Origin of the sequence: Micromonospora sp. NPDC000089, from assembly GCF_042899365.1 — a bacterium.
Taxonomy (GTDB): Bacteria; Actinomycetota; Actinomycetes; order Mycobacteriales; family Micromonosporaceae; genus Micromonospora.
This window is the reverse complement of sequence record NZ_JBIAZT010000002.1, coordinates 483,051-499,537: the sequence shown is the minus strand read 5'-3', so window position 1 is coordinate 499,537 and position 16,487 is coordinate 483,051. Positions and strand designations below refer to the sequence as shown.

Sequence of the window (16,487 nt, the reverse complement as noted above, 5' to 3'; positions counted from 1 at the left end):
CGGCGCACAGTCTGGCAGCCGGGCGGCGCCGCCGGCGGCGAACGCCGCCGACCCGGCTCAGGCGATGACGGCGGGCTCCGACCACTGTGGCCGTCCGCCGCGGTCCAGGTCGTAGCGGACCGCGGCGAGCCGGTCGACCGCTTCGACCAGGTCGGCGGCCGGCAGCGTGAACGGCAGCCGCAGGAACCGTTCCAGGGTGCCGTCCAGGCCGAACCGGGGGCCGGGCGCCAGGCGTACGCCGACCTCCTCGGCCGCCCGGGCCAGCGCGCTGGAGATCGGCCCGTCCAGCTCCACCCAGAGGGTCACCCCGCCGCGCGGCGGATACGACCGCCAGTCCGGCAGCCGCCGGTGCAGCGCGTCGACCAGCGCGTCGCGCTGCACCGCCAGCTGGGCCCGGCGGGCGGCCACGATGGCCGGCGCGTCGGCCAGCAGGTGCACCGCGACGAGCTGGTCGAGCACCGGGCTGGCCATGTCCACCCCGACCCGGGCGGCGGCCAGCCGCTGCACCTGCGGCGCGGAGGCGCGCACCCAGCCGATCCGCAGCCCACCCCAGTACGGCTTACTCATCCCGCCGATGCTGATCACCCGGCTGTGCCGGTCGTACGCGGCGACCGGCGGGGGCAGCTCGGTGCCGTCCAGCGGCAGGTCGACGAAGGACTCGTCGACCACCAGGTCGGTGCCGGCGGCGTGCGCGGTCGCCACCAGCCGCTCGCGCAGCGGCGCCGGCATCAGGTGGCCGGTGGGGTTCTGGAACTCGGGGATCAGGTACGCAAGCTTCGGCCGGGTCTGCCGGATCGCACCCAGCAGCAGGTCGGCGTCCCAGCCGGCGCCGTCGGCGGCCAGCCCGTGGGTGGCGATCCGGGCCCGCCGGGCGGCCAGCGCGGCCAGCGCGTTCGGGTAGGTCGGCGACTCCACCAGCACGTTGCCGCCGGGGGCGAGCGCCAGCCGCAACACCAGGTCCAGCGCGTGCTGGGTGCCGCTGGTGACCATGATCTGCTCGGGGCTGGTCGGCAGCCCCCGCCCGGTGTAGGAGCGGGCGACCGCCTCGCGCAGCTCCATGATCCCGGTGGGGTGGTAGCCGGCCCCGCCCAGGTACCGGGGCAGGTCCTCGGTGGCCGCCCGGGCCGCCGGCACCAGCTGCGGCGGGGCGGCCAGCGCGGCCACCCCCAGGTCGATCATGTCCCGGTCGTCGGCCGGGGTCCACAGGCCAGTGCTGGCCACCCGGTGGGTGCCGGGCAGCATGGTCCAGCTGCCCGCGCCGCGCCGGCTGGCCAGGTGGCCGGTCTCGCGCAGTTGCCGGTACGCCGCGGTGACCGTGGTCCGGCTGATCCGCAGCGCCTCGGCCAGCTCCCGCTCGGCGGGCAGGCGTACCCCCAGGGGGAGCCGGCCGTCGGCGAGCAGGCCGCGCACCGCGGCCGCCAGCGCGGCGTAGTCGGGGCTGCGGCGGCGGCCCGGCAGGGCGTGCCACCGCCCGAGCAGACGGGCCAATTGCGCGCCCCGAACCTGACTGGTCATGGCCACCTCCGCCGGATTGGCTCTTCGCTTCCCGAGATTGGCACCTAGGTTGGCATGCGTGGCACTGATTGGCAATCTCCGAGACCGGCCGGCCCGGCGGCTGTCCCAGCTCTACGCCGGGCTGGTGCTGTACGGCCTGAGCATGGCCCTGATGATCCGCTCCGAGCTGGGGCTGGACCCGTGGGACGTGTTCCACCAGGGGGTCGCCCGGCAGACCCACCTCTCCTTCGGCACCGTCACCATCCTGACCGGCGCGGTGGTGCTGCTGCTCTGGCTGCCGCTGCGCCAGCGACCCGGCCTGGGCACGATCAGCAACGTGCTGGTGATCGGGCTGGTGGTGGACGGCGCCGCCGCGCTGCTGCCGGCCGGGCTGCCGCTCGGCGTACGGATCGGCCTGCTGGTGGTGGGGATCGTGGCCAACGGCGCCGCTACCGGGCTCTACCTGGGCGCCCGGCTCGGCCCCGGCCCCCGGGACGGGCTGATGACCGGGCTGGTGGCCCGCCGCCCCGGCTGGTCGATCCGGCTGGTCCGCACCAGCATCGAGGTGACGGTGCTGGCGCTGGGCTGGCTGCTCGGCGGCACGGTCGGCCTGGGCACCGTGGCGTACGCGCTCGCCATCGGCCCGCTGGCCCAGTGGTTCATCCCCCGGCTGACCGTACCGGCAAGGTCCACTACGGACGGTGTCCGGCCCACCCTCGCTGACCTGCGCTGATCCGATCGCCGGAAAGTCGGTGTTTCCTCCGCCGACACCTGCGGGCATCATTCCTGCATGGGGGAGAACGGATGGCGTTGGGCGGACGCCTGGATCTTCGTGTCACTGGTGATCGCGAGCGGGGCCGGACGGCACCGCCGGGCGGCCGACACCCGGCGCCCGGAGGGTGTCCGGCTGGCCGACGTGATCTCCACGGCCGACCACCTCAACCAGGCGATCCCGGAACGCGACGAGGTCGAGTCGGCGGTCCGCCGGCTGGCCGGCGCCGGGCTGATCAGCGTCACCGACGGCTGGTTCCGGATCACCCCCGACGGTGAGCGGCTCTGGCGCACCCGGCCCAACGCCGGGCTGGCCACCACGGTGGACACCGTGCAGGGGGCGCTGGTCCGCCGGCACGCCCCGGGCAGCGCCGACTGGCAGCTCGCCGACGAGGAGCACGCCAAGGCGGTGCAGGAGTACCTGGTCCGGTCGATCCCCGCGCCGCGTCGCTCGCCGGAGGGCCACGGCGGCCACTGACCCGCGTGGGGCGGATGGCAGGCGACGCCCGAGGCAGAGCGGCCGGCGGCGGCCTCAGCGCACCGGGTGACCGGCGGCGCGCAGGGCGTCCTTGACCTCGGCGACGGTCAGCTCGCCGAAGTGGAACACGCTGGCGGCGAGCACCGCGTCCGCGCCCGCGCCGATCGCCGGCGGGAAGTGCGCCACCGCGCCGGCCCCGCCGCTGGCGATCACCGGGACGTCCACCACGGCCCGCACCGCCTGGATCAACGCCAGGTCGAAGCCGGCCTTGGTGCCGTCGGAGTCCATCGAGTTGAGCAGGATCTCGCCCGCGCCCAGCCCGGCGGCGCGCCGGGCCCACTCGACCGCGTCCAGCCCGGTGCCCCGGCGACCGCCGTGGGTGGTCACCTCGAAGCCGCTCGGGGTGGTGCCGGCCGGCGCCCGCCGCACGTCCAGCGAGAGCACCAGCACCTGCCGGCCGAACCGGTCGGCGATCTCGGCGATCAGCTCGGGCCGGGCGATCGCGGCGGTGTTCACCCCGACCTTGTCCGCCCCGGCGCGCAGCAGGGTGTCCACGTCGGCGACGGTGCGGACCCCGCCGCCCACGGTGAGCGGGATGAAGACCGACTCGGCGGTGCGCCGGACCACGTCGAGCATGGTGCCCCGGTCGCTGGCGGAGGCGGTGACGTCGAGGAAGGTCAGCTCGTCCGCGCCGGCCCGGTCGTACGCCGCGGCCAGCTCCACCGGGTCGCCGGCGTCGCGCAGGTCGACGAAGTTGACCCCCTTGACGACCCGCCCGGCGTCCACGTCCAGACACGGGATCACCCGTACCGCCACCGTCATGCCGCGAGCCTATCCAACAGGTACGCCGCGGCGGCCGGCCCGACCGGGCCGACCGCCGCGAAGGAGTTCCGGGTCACACCCGGACGAGCATCTTGCCCAGGTTCTCGCCGCGCATCAGGCCGAGGAACGCCTCCGGGGCGTTCTCGATGCCGTCCACCACGGTCTCGTCGTACGACAGCTTGCCGTCCCGCAGCCAGCCGGCCATCTCCTGGACGAACTGGTCGCGCAGGTGGCCGTGGTCGCCGACCAGGAAGCCGCGCAGGGTGAGCCGCTTGCCGATCACCAGCGCCAGGTTGCGGGGCGCGGCGGGCGGCTCGTCGGAGTTGTACTGCGCGATCATGCCGCAGATCGCGGCCCGGCCGTGCAGGTTCATCGACGAGATGGCGGCCTCCAGGTGCTCGCCGCCCACGTTGTCGAAGTAGACGTCGACGCCGTCCGGGGCGGCGGCCTTCAGCTGGTCGCGCACCGAGCCGTCGTGGTAGTCGAAGGCGGCGTCGAAGCCGAGCGCCTTCAGCCGCTCGACCTTGGCCGCCGAGCCGGCGCTCCCGACCACCCGGGAGGCGCCCCGGAGCTTGGCGATCTGGCCGACCATGCTGCCCACCGCGCCGGCCGCGCCGGAGACGAAGACGCTCTCCCCCGGCTTCATCGCGGCCACGTCGAGCAGCCCGGCGTACGCGGTGAGCCCGGTCATGCCGAGCACGCTCAGGTAGGCGCTGACCGGCGCCAGGCTCGGGTCGACCGCCCGGGCCGCCTTGGCGTCGACCAGGGCGTACTCCCGCCAGCCGAGCCCGTGCAGCACGGTGTCGCCGACCTTGATCCCGTCGGCCTCGCTGGCCACCACCTCGCCGATCGCGCCGCCGTCGAGCGGGGCGTCGATCGCGAACGGCGGCACGTACGACTTCACGTCGTTCATCCGGCCCCGCATGTACGGGTCGACTGACATGAACTGGTTGCGGACCACGATCTGGCCGGGGCCCGGGGTGGGCACCTCGGTCTCCACGAGGCGGAAGTTGTCGGCGGTGGGCCAGCCCTGCGGGCGGGAGGCCAGGTGGATCTCACGGTTGGTGCTCATCCGGTGGTCGTCCTTTCGTACGCGATGATCGTGGGGCTCGGGGCGGCGGTCAGGCCGCGGCGGCCTCGCGGACGGTGAGGGCGACCTCGATGTTGCCACGGGTCGCGTTCGAGTACGGGCAGACCTGGTGAGCGGCCTCGACCAGCTGCTGGGCGGCGCTACGCTCGACCGCCGGCAGGTCCACCACCAGGGCGACGGTCAGGCCGAAGCCGCCGCTGCCGTTGGGGCCGATGCCGACCTCGGCCTCGACGACCGAGCCGGTCACGTCGGCCTTGGCCTTGCGGGCCACCAGCCGCAGCGCCGAGTGAAAGCAGGCCGCGTAGCCGGCCGCGAAGAGCTGCTCCGGGTTGGCCGCGCCGCCGGTGCCGCCCATCTCCTTCGGCACGGCCAGGTCCAGGTCGAGGGTGGCGTCGGAGGTACGGACGTGGCCGTCCCGGCCGTCGCCGGTGGCGGTCGCGGACGCGGTGTAGAGCACCTGCACGGGGATCACTGCTCCTTCTGTCGGTGGATCGTCTCGGTGACCGTGGTGAGGGTGTCGCGCAGGGCGATCAGCTCGGCCTCGCCCAGGCCGGTGGCCCGGGCGACCCGCAGCGGCACCTGCGCCATCCGCTGCCGCAGGGCCGCGCCGTCGCCGGTCAGCCCCACCTCGACCCGTCGCTCGTCGCGCGCCGACCGGGTCCGGACCACCAGGCCCGCCGCCTCCAGCCGCTTGAGCAGCGGGGAGAGCGTGCCGGAGTCCAGCCGCAGCGCGGCGCCCAGCTCGGAGACCGTCGGGGCGTCGTCGCCGCGCTCGAAGAGCACCAGCAGCACCAGGTACTGCGGGTAGGTCAGGCCGAACTCGTCGAGGATGGGCCGGTAGACGTCGGTGAGGGCGCGCGACGCGGCATAGAGCGCGAAGCACACCTGTCGACGCAGCACCAGATCATCGATCACGGGAAAACCGTAGCGCGCAATTCAGTTGTGCACAACCGATCGGCGTACGGGGGTGACCGCCGCCACGGGCCACCCGCGCGGGTCACTCCGGCTGGACGTACGCCTCCAGCTCGATCTCGACCAGGTGGTCGGGGTGGAGGAGGGCGGCCACCACGACCAGGGTGGCGGCGGGGCGGACGGCGCCGAGCACCGCGTTGTGCGCCCGGCCCACCTCGTCGGCGTACAACCGGTCGGTCACGTACATCCGGGTGCGGACGACGTGCGCCGGCTCGACGCCCACCTCGGCCAGCGCGGCCAGGCCGATCCGCAGCGCCTGGGCGGTCTGGGCCGCCGCGTCCCCCACGTGCGCCACCTCGCCGTCGACCGTCGAGGTGCAGCCGGCCGTCCAGGCCGACGACCCGGCCCGGACCACCCGCGAGTAGCCGTACACGGCCTCCCACGGCCCGCCGGAGCCGAGCCGGGTGACGACCGCGCCGTCGCTGTCGAGGTCGGTCACCCGGCGACCCGCAGCGTCTCCAGCGCCTCGGCCACGGTGAACGCGCCGGCGTAGAGCGCCTTGCCGGCGATCACGCCCTCCACCCCGACCGGCTCCAGCGTGGCCAGGGCGCGCAGGTCGTCCAGGGTCGAGACGCCGCCCGAGGCGATCACCGGGGCCTTCGTCCGGGCGCACACCTCGCGCAACAGCTCCAGGTTCGGGCCGCGCATGGTGCCGTCCTTGGTGATGTCGGTCACCACGTACCGGGACGCGCCGGCGGCGTCCAGCCGCTCCAGCACCTCCCACAGGTCACCGCCGTCGCGGGTCCAGCCCCGGGCGGAGAGGGTACGACCGCGCACGTCCAGCCCGATCGCCACCCGGTCGCCGAACTCGCCGCACACCTGGTCGCACCACTGCGGGTTCTCCAGCGCGGCGGTGCCGATGTTGACCCGGGCCGCGCCGGTGCCGAGCGCCGCGCGCAACGACTCGTCGTCCCGGATGCCGCCGGAGAGCTCCACCTTGACGTCGAGCTGGCGGACCACCTCGGCGAGCAGGTGCGCATTGGTGCCCCGCCCGAACGCGGCGTCCAGGTCGACCAGGTGGATCCACTCCGCGCCGTCGGCCTGCCAGGCCAGCGCGGCCTCCAGCGGGTCGCCGTAGGTGGTCTCGCTGCCGGCGGCGCCCTGGACGAGCCGGACGGCCTGGCCGTCGGCGACGTCCACGGCGGGCAACAGGGTGAGGCTCACGATCTTTCTCCTCGCATCAGATTCGACGGTCCAGGGCGATCACCACGATCGCCGGCAGGACCAGCAGTAGCAGGACGACCAGCAGCAGGCGCAGCGCCAGGTCGTCCACCATCGTCCAGATCAGGGCCAGCGCCGCGACGGTCAGGCCGACGATGCCGGCGCGCTGCCCGCGGCTGCGCCGGGCCAGTCGGCCGGTGCGACCGCGCCGCCACTGCGGCGTCAGCCGAAGCACCAGCGCCCGTCGGCTCCGCCGGCGGGCGAGTTGGCGCTCCCGGACCACCCGGGCGCGGGCCGCCTCGGCCTCCCGGGCCGCGCGGCGGCGGGCCCGCTCCCGGCTCACCGGCGCCAGTCCGGGTGATCGTCGCCGGTGGCGCCGGACGGGCCGCCGAACCCCGGCGGCTGCCCGGCCCGGCCAGCGAGCCGGGGGCCGGCCGGCTCAGTCAACCGTGGCCAACCAGTTGTGCAGCAGCGCCGCGCCGGTCTCGGCCGACTTCTCCGGGTGGAACTGGGCGGCCGACAGCGACCCCCGCTCCACCGCGGCGACGAAGTCCGCGCCGTGGTGGGCGGTGGTGACCCGAGCCCCGGCCGCGGTCAGCGCCGCCGCGTCCACCACGCCGTACGAGTGCACGAAGTAGAACCGGCTGTCGGCGGGCAGCCCGGCGAAGAGCACCGAGCCCGCGGCCGGCGTCACGGTGTTCCAGCCCATGTGCGGCAGCCGGTCGGCGGGCAGCTTGGTCACCCCACCGGGCAGCAGCCCGAGCCCCTTGGTCACCACACCGTGCTCGTCACCGTGCTCGAAGAGGATCTGCATGCCGACGCAGATGCCCAGCACCGGCCGGCCGGCGGCCACCCGCTCGGCGATCACCGGGCCGGCGCCGAGCGCCTCGATCCCGGCCATGCACGCGGCGTACGCGCCGACCCCCGGCACCACCAGGCCGTCCGCCTCGGCGGCGGCGGTCAGGTCGGCGGTGACGGTCACCCGCGCGCCGGCGTGCTCCAGCGCCCGCTCGGCCGAGCGCAGGTTGCCCGAGCCGTAGTCGAGCACCACGATCCGCCGGTCCACCGCGCTCATCAGCCCTCCCCGGGCAGCAGCCAGAGCACCCCGGCGACGGTCGCCAGGGCGGCGAGCAGCCCCGTGGTCACGATCGCACCGCGCGGGGCGCCCTGCCGGTACAACGACAACGTCCCGCCGCCCAGCAGGCCGGCCAGGATCAGCAGCAGGGTCGGCAGCACCGGACCCATCAGAGTTCACCCTCATTCGCGACTGCGGGGCTCCGCTGCGCTGCACTCCTCGCGCTCATCAGAACGCACCTTCATTCGCGACTGCGGGGCTCCGCTGCGCTGCACTCCTCGCGCTCATCAGAGCGCGCCCTTGGTGCTGGGCACCACGCCCGCGTTGCGCGGGTCGAGGGCGGTGGCCTCGCGCAGCGCCCGGGAGACCGCCTTGAACTGCGCCTCCACCACGTGGTGGGCGTCCGGGTGGCCGCCCGGGCGGGCCGCCCGCAGCACGTCCACGTGCAGGGTGATCCGGGCCGCCTGGCCGAACGACTCCCAGATGTGCCGGGTCATGCTGGTCGGGTAGACCGGCCCGATGTACGGCGCGAGCACCGGCTCGTCGTGCACCACGTACGGCCGGCCGGAGAGGTCGACCGCGGCCCGGACCAGCACCTCGTCCATCGGGACGGTGGCCGAGCCGTACCGCCGGATGCCGGCCTTGTCGCCCAGCGCCTGGTCGAACGCGGCGCCCAGGGCCAGCGCGGTGTCCTCCATCGTGTGGTGCGCGTCGATCTCCAGGTCGCCGACGGTACGCACGGTCAGGTCGAAGCCGCCGTGCCGGGCGATCTGGTTCAGCATGTGGTCGTAGAAGCCGACGCCGGTGCCGATCTCGGCCTGGCCGGTGCCGTCGAGGTCGAGCTCGACGAGGACCTTGGTCTCCTTGGTGACCCGCTCGATCCGGGCGGTGCGGCTCATTGCTTGCCTTTCGGTGGCGACTGCGGGGCTCGCAAGCTCACTCCTCGCGCTCCCCCTGGGAGTTGCTCCAAAGCGGTGAGGAAGGCGTCGGTCTCGGCGGGGGTGCCGGCGGTGACCCGCAGCCAGCCGGGCAGGCCGACGTCGCGGACCAGCACCCCCCGCTCCAGCAGGGCCCGCCAGGTCACGGACTGGTCGCCGGCCACGGCGAAGAGCACGAAGTTGGCGTCGCTGTCGGCCACCCGGTGCCCCCGGGCGCGCAGCTCCGCGACGATCCGGTCGCGCTGCGCCTTGATCGCCTCGACGGTGCCGAGCAGGGCGTCCCGGTGCGCCAGGGCCGCCCGGGCGGCGGCCTGGGTGAGCGCCGAGAGGTGGTACGGCAGCCGGACCAGCTGCACCGCCGCCACCACCGCCGGGTCGGCCGCCAGGTAGCCCAGCCGGCCGCCGGCGAAGCCGAACGCCTTGCTCATCGTCCGGGTCACCACCAGCCGCGGGTGGCCGGGCAGCACCGCCAGCGCGCTGAGAGTGCCGGGCCGGGCGAACTCGGCGTACGCCTCGTCGACGACCACCATGCCGGGCGCGGCGTCGAGCACCGCGGTCACCACCTCGGGGTCGAGCGCGGTGCCGGTGGGGTTGTTCGGCGAGCAGAGGAACACCACGTCGGGCCGGTGCTCGCGGACCTGGGCGACCGCCTCGGCGGCGGTCAACCCGAAGTCCACCCCGCGCGGCGCGGGGATCCACCGGGTGCCGGTGCCGAGCGCCAGCAGCGGGTGCATCGAGTACGCCGGCACGAAGCCCAGCGCGCTGCGCCCCGGCCCGCCGAACGCCTGCAGCAACTGCTGCTGGATCTCGTTGGAGCCGTTGGCCGCCCACACCTGCTCGACGGTGAGCCCGTGCCCCAGGTACGCCGCCAGGTCGGCGCGCAGCGCCAGCGCGTCGCGGTCCGGGTAGCGGTTCAGGTCGCGCAGCTCGGCGGCGAGCGCCTTGCCGATCGCCTCGACCACCGGCTCCGGCACCGGGTAGGAGTTCTCGTTGGTGTTCAGCCGCACCGCGACGTCCAGCTGCGGCGCCCCGTACGGGCGCAGGCCGCGCAGGTCGTCGCGGATCGGCAGGTCGTCCAGGCCGGTCAGGCCGCGCTCGCTCACGAGGGATCACCCGGGAAGCGGGCCCGGACGGCCTGGCCGTGCGCCGGCAGGTCCTCCACGTTGGCCAGGGTGACCACGTGCGGCGCCACCTCGCGCAGCGCGTCCTCGGTGTACTCCACCAGGTGGATGCCGCGCAGGAAGGACTGCACGGACAGCCCCGACGAGTGCCGGGCGCAGCCGCCGGTGGGCAGCACGTGGTTGGAGCCGGCGCAGTAGTCGCCGAGGGACACCGGAGACCAGGCGCCGACGAAGATCGCCCCGGCGTTGCGCACCCGCAGCGCCCACTCCCGGGCGTTCTCGGTCTGGATCTCCAGGTGCTCGGCCGCGTACGCGTCGACCACCCGCAGGCCGGCGTCCAGGTCGTCGACCAGCACGACGCCGCTCTGCTCACCGCCCAGCGCGGTGCTCACCCGCTCCACGTGCCTGGTGGCCGGCACCTGCCGGGCCAGCTCCCGGTCGACCGCGTCGGCCAGCGCCACCGACGGGGTGACCAGCACGCTGGCCGCCAGCGGGTCGTGCTCGGCCTGGCTGATCAGGTCGGCGGCGACGTGCGCCGGGTCGGCGGTGTCGTCGGCCAGGATGGCGATCTCGGTCGGGCCGGCCTCGGCGTCGATGCCCACCACGCCGCGCAGCAGCCGCTTGGCGGCGGTGACCCAGATGTTGCCCGGCCCGGTGATCATGTCGACCGGGTCGCAGTGCAGATTGCCCTCGGCGTTCACCGCGGCGCCGTACGCCAGCATGGCGACCGCCTGGGCGCCGCCCACGGCGTACACCTCGTCGACGCCGAGCAGCGCGCAGGCCGCCAGCACCCGCTGGTCGGGCAGGCCGCCGTTGTCCTGCTGCGGCGGGCTGACCACCACCAGCGAGCGGACCCCGGCCGCCTGGGCGGGGACCACGTTCATCACCACGGTCGACGGGTACATGGCCAGGCCGCCGGGGACGTAGAGGCCGACCCGGTCGACCGGCACCCAGCGCTCGGTCACCACCCCGCCCGGCACCACCTGGGTGACGTGGTCGGTGCGGCGCTGGTCGGCGTGCACCTTGCGGGCCCGGGTGATCGACTCCAGCAGCGCGGCGCGGACGGCCGGGTCGAGCGTCCCCTCCGCCTCGGCGATGGTCTTGACCGGCACCCGCAGCACGTCCGGGCTGATCCCGTCGAAGCGCTCGCTGGCCTCGCGGATCGCCGGGTACCCATGGTCGCGGACCGCCTCGACGAGCGGGCGGATCCGCTCGACGGCCACCGAGACGTCGAGCTGGGCACGGGGCAGCAGGCGGCGCGGGTCACGGACGCCGCCGCGCAGGTCGATCCGATTCAACACCCTTGCGAGTCTAGGCGGCCCGCCCGACGACTCCCGGGCCGCCCGTGGCGCGGAAGGGGTGAGCCGAGCCACGCCGCCCGGGCGGGCTCCGGCTAGGCTCGACGGCGTGACCGCTCGGCTGCCGGTGTTTCCGCTCGGAACGGTGCTCTTTCCCGGCCTGGTGCTGCCGCTGCACATATTCGAGGAGCGCTACCGCGCGCTGGTCCGCCACCTGGTCGACCTGCCCGAGGGCGCACCGCGCGAGTTCGGTGTGGTGGCCATCGCGGCCGGCTGGGAGGTGGCGCCCGGCGGCGGCCCGGCCACCCCGGGCGGCGGCGGAATCACCCTGCACGAGGTGGGCTGCACGGCGGAGCTGCGCGAGGTCACCGAGCTCGAGGACGGTGGCTTCGACATCGTCACGGTGGGCCGTCGCCGGTTCCGGATCGCCGACGTGGACGAGGGCGCCGCGCCGTACCTGACCGCCGAGGTGGAGTGGCTGCCCGAGCCGGCCGGCCCCGACGAGGCGGCCGACCTGCTGGCCGCCCGGGTGATCGCCGTGTTCCGGCAGTACCTCGCCCTCATCCGGCCGGGCCAGGAGGACATCTCCGAGCAGCTGCCGGAGGACGCGACCGTGCTGTCCCACCTGGTGGCGGCCACCGCCGCGCTGACCGTCGCCGACCGGCAGCGGCTGCTCGCCATCGACGACACCGCCGGCCGGCTGCGCGCCGAGCTGCGGCTGCTCAACCGCGAGGCGGCTCTGCTGCGCCAGGTGCGGGCGGTTCCGGTGCCGCTGTCGGAGCTGGCGTCCCCGCCGACCCCGAACTGAGCCCGCCCGGGTGGGCGGCCAGCTCCAGGTCCGGCTCGGGGCGCAGCGACGGCCAGCGGGACCAGCCGGCCAGCAGGGTGTACACCACCACCGCGGCGAACGCCGGCAGCAGCACGTCGCCGAACGGCACCGGCAGCACGCCCAGCAGCCGCTCGATCCCGCCGGCCCGCAGGTCGGCGGGCTTCGTGAAGGCGGTGCCCTCCGGCGCGGTGGCCAGCAGCCGCTGATACCCGGACAGGCCGATCCGGCGGCCCACCTGCCAGGCCACCAGCCCGGCGCCGAGCGCGCCCAGCGCGACCGCGAACAGCGTGCCGGGCCCGCGACGCCGGCGCAGCAGCATCCACAGGCCGACCGCGCAGAGCAGGCCGAAGGCGAGGCCGAGCACGCTGAACCAGCCGTCGGCGGCGATCGGCTGCTCCGGCTGCGGCTGCGCGTAGATCGCTCCCTCGGCCGTCTTGAGCACCGGGGTGTCCGGCGCCACGGCCGCCCAGAGCAGGCCGAGCGGCACGCCCAGCAGCGCGACCCCGAGCGCGGTGGCCACGGCCACCGCGACCCGGTGCCGGGGACGGTCGGTGACGACCGGCGCGGCCGCGTACGCCGGTGGCCACGCCACCCCGGGCGGCCCGGCGGCGCCGGTCGGATCGGATGCGGCGGCATGCGGCGCGTCGGGACGGTCGACGGGCCGGTACGGATCGGGGGTGTCCGGGCTCACCCGGTGATCCTCTCAGGCGCGGCCGCGCGCCGGGGCGGCGGAGGCCGGACGTCCCTTCACCGGGCGAACGGCTCCAGCATCACCGCGGCGGCCCGCAGCCACGCCTGCCGGGTCTCCGGCTGCAGCTGGGGGTACTCGATCGACGAGCCGGTCTCCAGCGCCGGGTCGTAGGGCACCACGGTGACCGCCCTGGTCCGGGTGGCGAAGTGCTTCTCCAGGTCGGCCTGGAGCGACGAGCGGCCGGGCGTGGGGCAGGAGATCAGGGTGACCGCGTTGTCGGCCAGCTCCCCCATGCCCACCTCGTGCAGCAGGTCCAGCATCCAGTCCGCGCTGAACGCGGCGTCCTCCCGCGGCACGGTGGTCACCACCAGCTGGTCGGCCGCCTGCATGACGGTGCGCCAGTTCGCGCTCTCCACGTTGTTGCCGGTGTCGACGCAGACCACGTCGTGGGTCCGGCGCAGCAGCTCCAGCACCCGCTTGACGGTGAACTGGTCCAGCCGCTGGGCGAACCGGGGGCTCTCCTCGCCGGCCAGCACGTCGTACGAGCCGTCGGAGGCGTGCCGGAGGTACTCGTCCAACGACTCCAGCAGCTCGGCGCCCTCCCGGATCTCGATGTGCGCGAGATCGCTGATCAGGTGCCGGATCGTCCGGGCGTGCCGGGCGCTGCCGGCGCGCAGCCCGAGGGTGCCGCGCAGCTCGTTGTCGTCCCAGGCGAGCACGCCCCGGCCCCGCACGCTGCCCACGGTGGCGGCGGCCAGGACGGTGGCGGTGGTCTTGTGCACCCCGCCCTTGGGGTTGGCGAAGGCGAGCACCCGGGGGCCGCCCAGCTCGCGGCGGAGCACCCCGGCGGCGCGTTCCTGCTCGTCCTGCGGGCTCTGCGGGCGCCACTCGATCCGGGCCGGCTCGATCCGGGCGGGATAGCCACGGTCCCCGGCCACCGCCGCCGGCTCGGCCTGCGGGTACCCCGGCTCGGCCTGCGGATACCCCGGCTCGGCCCGGTACGCCGGCTCCGCGACGGCCGGCGCGCTCCCCGGCCCGGGCCCGGGGTACGCCGGCTCGGCCGGGTACGCCGGCTCCGGCTGGGCCGGCGGCTGCGGATAGCCGGCCGGGGCGCCGCCGGGAAGGTAGCCCCCGTCCAGCAGGGCGGCGTACCGGGACTCGGCCGGCGGCGGCTCGTGCCGGTAGCCGTTGTCCAGCAGCGCGTAGCGGGACGCCGGCGGCTCGACCGGCGGGGGCTCGGACCGGTACGCCGGTTCCGGCCGGCGGTCCGGGCCCTGCCGATAGGCCGGATCGACCCGGTAGGACCCCTCGGCCCGGTGGCCCGGCTCGCCGGCATGGTCCGGCTGGGCCGGATAGCCGGGCGGGTCGGCGGGATGGCCGGGCGCGGCGGGTGGACGGGGCACGGTCGCGCGTCCCGCGCGGGCGGCGTAGCGCGGATCGGGGACGTATCCCTGCTCGGCGGGGTGGCCGGCATCCGGGCCGTAGCCCTGCTCGGCGGCGTAGCCGGGGTCCGCGCCGTAGCCCGGCTCGGCGGCGTAGCCGGGGTCCGGGGCGTAGCCGGGGTCCGGGGCGTAACCCGGGCCGGCGGCGTAGCCGGCATCCGCGCCGTAGCCCTGCGCGGCCGGGTAGCCGGGATCCGAGGCGTAGCCCGGCTCGGCGGCGTACCCCGGGCCGGCGGCCCGGCCCGGGCCGTAGCCGGGCTCCGGGGCGTAGCCCGGGTCGGCGGGCGGGACGGGCGCGGCGGCCCGGCCGGACCAGCCGTTGGCGGATCGTTGCCGGGGCAACGGGTCCCGGTCACGCGGTGCCGGCTCGTCGGCCCGGCGGTCCGGCTCGCCGTGCTCGGCCGCCCGCCCGCCGAGGCGGGCGCGGTCGAGCAGGGCGCGCCATCGCGGCGCCGGTTCGGCCGACCGACCCCAGCCGGTCTCGCTGCCGTCCAAGGCTCGCCCTCCCCGCCCCATCGATCTTCGTCTGACAGGCTACGAACGAAACCCTATGCGGACCACACCCGTCCGCGCACATCCCCCGGTACGGACGCGCAGCGCTACCGGCCCGTCGACCCGCCGTCACCCGGCCGGCCGGCGAGGTCGCGGGGGTGGTCGGCGGCCCCGGACCGGGCGACGCGGAACGGGTCGCGGCCGGCGCGTCTTCCGACGAATCGCCCACCCGCTCCGGTGCGGCTCAGTCGCGCAGCGCGGCGAGCGCGCGGGCCAGGTCGTCGGGGTACTCGCTGACGAAGGTCACCTGGTCGCCGGTGCGCGGGTGTTCGAAGCTCAGCGAGCGTGCGTGCAGCCACTGCCGGGCCAGCCCGAGCCGGGCGGACAGGGTCGGGTCGGCGCCGTAGGTGAGATCGCCCACGCACGGGTGCCGCAGCGTGGAGAAGTGCACCCGGATCTGGTGCGTCCGGCCGGTCTCCAGCCGCACGTCCAGCAGGCTCGCCGCCGGGAACGCCTCGATGGTGTCGTAGTGGGTGATGCTCGGCTTGCCGCCGGAGACCACCGCCCAGCGGTAGTCGTGGTGCGGGTGCCGGTCGATCGGGGCGTCGATGGTGCCGCTCGACGGATCCGGGTGGCCCTGGACCACGGCGTGGTAGCGCTTCTCCACCTCGCGGTACTTGAACGCCCGCTTGAGCGCGGTGTACGCCGGCTCGCTCTTGGCCACGACCATGATGCCGGTGGTGCCCACGTCGAGCCGGTGCACCACGCCCTGCCGCTCGGCGGCCCCACTGGTGGAGATCCGGTGCCCGATCGCGGCCAGCGCGCCGATCACCGTCGGGCCGGTCCAGCCGGGGCTGGGGTGGGCGGCCACCCCGACCGGCTTGTCCACCACCACGATGTCGTCGTCGGCGTAGACCACGGTCAGGCCGGGCACCGCCTGCGGCACCACGGTCGGCGGCGCCGGCGGGGCGGGCAGCGTCACCTCCAGCCAGGAGCCGGCCTTGACCTTGTGCGAGTTGGCGCGGACGACCCCGTCCACCAGGGCGTCGCCGGCGTCGACCACGGCCGCTGCCGCCGTCCGGGACAGCCCGAAGAGCCGGGACACCGCCTGGTCCAGCCGCATGCCGTCGAGGCCGTCCGGCACCGGCAGGGAACGCTGGTCGCCGCCCGCGGCGAAGGCCGAGGTCACGCCCGCTCCCGGTGCTCAGCGCCGGCCGGGGCGCGGTCCGCCTCGGCGTCGCGGTGACCGGCTCGCCGGCCGTCGCGCTGCCGGCCGGTCAGCTCCAGCAGCACCGCCAGCAGCACGCCGGAGACCAGGCAGCTGTCGGCGAGGTTGAACACCGGCCAGACCTGCCCGTACGGGTCGAAGAGGCTGACCATGTCGACCACGTGCCCGACGAAGTGGCCGGGGGCCCGGAAGACCCGGTCGACGAGGTTGCCCAGCGCGCCGCCGAGCACCAGGCCCAGCGACACCGCCCAGGGCAGCGAGCGCAGCCGCAGGGCCATCCAGCCGATCCAGGCCACCACGCCGATCGTGATCAGCGGGAACACCCAGGTGTGCCCGGAGCCGATGCTCCAGGCCGCGCCGCTGTTGCGGATGAGGGTGAAGTAGACGGCGCCGCCCAGCGCGCGGACCGGACCGCGGTCGTCGAGCGCCGACAGCGCCCACTGCTTGGTGAGCAGGTCGGCCAGCAGGGCGGTGGCGGCGATGCCGAGCAGCACCGCCAACGCCCGACGGCGGGGCGTACCCGCCTGCGGCTCAGCGGTGCCCGGCCCGGCGGGACGTGCTGTGGTCATCGACTCCCCATCGACT

General features: G+C 75.5%; 20 protein-coding genes. 3 read left to right on the top strand and 17 right to left on the bottom strand.

From position 1 onward, the window contains the following. Positions 1–57: 57 nt before the first annotated feature. Positions 58–1,515, bottom strand: a complete 1,458-nt coding sequence (locus ACFY3U_RS05755; protein ID WP_387195440.1) for a PLP-dependent aminotransferase family protein — start codon at positions 1,513–1,515, stop codon at positions 58–60. Between the two features lie 58 nt (positions 1,516–1,573). On the opposite strand from ACFY3U_RS05755, the gene ACFY3U_RS05750 reads away from it, so the two are divergent. Continuing rightward, on the top strand, positions 1,574–2,227 hold the full coding sequence (locus ACFY3U_RS05750) for a YitT family protein (RefSeq protein ID WP_387195437.1): 654 nt from the start codon (positions 1,574–1,576) through the stop codon (positions 2,225–2,227). Positions 2,228–2,284: 57 nt separating this feature from the next. Then, positions 2,285–2,743 carry a hypothetical protein gene (locus ACFY3U_RS05745; RefSeq protein WP_387195434.1) on the top strand — a complete coding sequence of 153 codons (459 nt, stop codon included), beginning with the start codon at positions 2,285–2,287 and terminating at the stop codon, positions 2,741–2,743. 54 nt (positions 2,744–2,797) lie between these two features. On the opposite strand, the gene hisF is transcribed toward ACFY3U_RS05745, so the two are convergent. From hisF to hisD, 12 genes are all read right to left on the bottom strand, one after another. After that, complete coding sequence (hisF, locus tag ACFY3U_RS05740; RefSeq protein WP_387195431.1) at positions 2,798–3,565, bottom strand: imidazole glycerol phosphate synthase subunit HisF; 768 nt, start codon at positions 3,563–3,565, stop codon at positions 2,798–2,800. Between the two features lie 73 nt (positions 3,566–3,638). Further along, positions 3,639–4,637, bottom strand: a complete 999-nt coding sequence (locus ACFY3U_RS05735) for an NADP-dependent oxidoreductase (protein WP_387195428.1) — start codon at positions 4,635–4,637, stop codon at positions 3,639–3,641. A 49-nt stretch (positions 4,638–4,686) separates the two neighbouring features. Then, a complete protein-coding gene (locus tag ACFY3U_RS05730) occupies positions 4,687–5,118 on the bottom strand; it encodes an organic hydroperoxide resistance protein (RefSeq protein ID WP_387195982.1) in 432 nt (143 codons plus the stop codon). Positions 5,119–5,123: 5 nt separating this feature from the next. Beyond that, positions 5,124–5,570 (bottom strand): MarR family winged helix-turn-helix transcriptional regulator, encoded by a 447-nt coding sequence (locus tag ACFY3U_RS05725; RefSeq protein ID WP_387195425.1) that lies wholly within the window; start codon positions 5,568–5,570, stop codon positions 5,124–5,126. Between the two features lie 82 nt (positions 5,571–5,652). After that, a complete protein-coding gene (locus ACFY3U_RS05720; protein ID WP_387195422.1) occupies positions 5,653–6,066 on the bottom strand; it encodes a Rid family hydrolase in 414 nt (137 codons plus the stop codon). After that, positions 6,063–6,791, bottom strand: a complete 729-nt coding sequence (gene priA, locus ACFY3U_RS05715; protein ID WP_387195419.1) for a bifunctional 1-(5-phosphoribosyl)-5-((5-phosphoribosylamino)methylideneamino)imidazole-4-carboxamide isomerase/phosphoribosylanthranilate isomerase PriA — start codon at positions 6,789–6,791, stop codon at positions 6,063–6,065. Before priA ends, ACFY3U_RS05720 begins: the two co-directional genes overlap by 4 nt. 16 nt (positions 6,792–6,807) lie before the next feature. Next, a complete protein-coding gene (locus ACFY3U_RS05710; RefSeq protein ID WP_387195417.1) occupies positions 6,808–7,131 on the bottom strand; it encodes a hypothetical protein in 324 nt (107 codons plus the stop codon). A 96-nt stretch (positions 7,132–7,227) separates the two neighbouring features. Then, on the bottom strand, positions 7,228–7,863 hold the full coding sequence (gene hisH, locus ACFY3U_RS05705) for an imidazole glycerol phosphate synthase subunit HisH (RefSeq protein WP_387195415.1): 636 nt from the start codon (positions 7,861–7,863) through the stop codon (positions 7,228–7,230). Next, positions 7,863–8,033: a hypothetical protein gene (locus tag ACFY3U_RS05700; RefSeq protein ID WP_387195413.1), complete on the bottom strand. Its 171-nt coding sequence runs from the start codon at positions 8,031–8,033 to the stop codon at positions 7,863–7,865. Before ACFY3U_RS05700 ends, hisH begins: the two co-directional genes overlap by 1 nt. Positions 8,034–8,150: 117 nt before the next feature. Beyond that, a complete protein-coding gene (gene hisB, locus ACFY3U_RS05695) occupies positions 8,151–8,762 on the bottom strand; it encodes an imidazoleglycerol-phosphate dehydratase HisB (RefSeq protein WP_387195410.1) in 612 nt (203 codons plus the stop codon). Next, positions 8,759–9,889 carry a histidinol-phosphate transaminase gene (locus ACFY3U_RS05690; protein ID WP_387195979.1) on the bottom strand — a complete coding sequence of 377 codons (1,131 nt, stop codon included), beginning with the start codon at positions 9,887–9,889 and terminating at the stop codon, positions 8,759–8,761. Before ACFY3U_RS05690 ends, hisB begins: the two co-directional genes overlap by 4 nt. An 11-nt stretch (positions 9,890–9,900) precedes the next feature. Beyond that, positions 9,901–11,223, bottom strand: a complete 1,323-nt coding sequence (hisD, locus tag ACFY3U_RS05685) for a histidinol dehydrogenase (RefSeq protein ID WP_387195407.1) — start codon at positions 11,221–11,223, stop codon at positions 9,901–9,903. Between the two features lie 106 nt (positions 11,224–11,329). Here hisD and ACFY3U_RS05680 point away from each other — a divergent pair, with 106 nt between their 5' ends. Further along, positions 11,330–12,028, top strand: a complete 699-nt coding sequence (locus ACFY3U_RS05680) for an LON peptidase substrate-binding domain-containing protein (RefSeq protein WP_387195404.1) — start codon at positions 11,330–11,332, stop codon at positions 12,026–12,028. Here the strand turns inward: ACFY3U_RS05680 and ACFY3U_RS05675 are convergent. The 4 genes from ACFY3U_RS05675 to lspA form a co-directional block, all read right to left on the bottom strand. After that, positions 11,943–12,740, bottom strand: a complete 798-nt coding sequence (locus ACFY3U_RS05675) for a DUF2567 domain-containing protein (protein WP_387195401.1) — start codon at positions 12,738–12,740, stop codon at positions 11,943–11,945. The genes ACFY3U_RS05680 and ACFY3U_RS05675 overlap by 86 nt on opposite strands. A gap of 56 nt (positions 12,741–12,796) precedes the next feature. After that, the gene (locus tag ACFY3U_RS05670; RefSeq protein ID WP_387195398.1) at positions 12,797–14,698 is read right to left on the bottom strand and encodes an AAA family ATPase; all 1,902 of its coding nucleotides are present in this window, start codon (positions 14,696–14,698) and stop codon (positions 12,797–12,799) included. 220 nt (positions 14,699–14,918) lie between these two features. Then, on the bottom strand, positions 14,919–15,863 hold the full coding sequence (locus ACFY3U_RS05665; RefSeq protein ID WP_387195395.1) for an RluA family pseudouridine synthase: 945 nt from the start codon (positions 15,861–15,863) through the stop codon (positions 14,919–14,921). Continuing rightward, the gene (gene lspA, locus ACFY3U_RS05660; RefSeq protein WP_387195392.1) at positions 15,860–16,471 is read right to left on the bottom strand and encodes a signal peptidase II; all 612 of its coding nucleotides are present in this window, start codon (positions 16,469–16,471) and stop codon (positions 15,860–15,862) included. Before lspA ends, ACFY3U_RS05665 begins: the two co-directional genes overlap by 4 nt. Positions 16,472–16,487 lie beyond the last annotated feature (16 nt).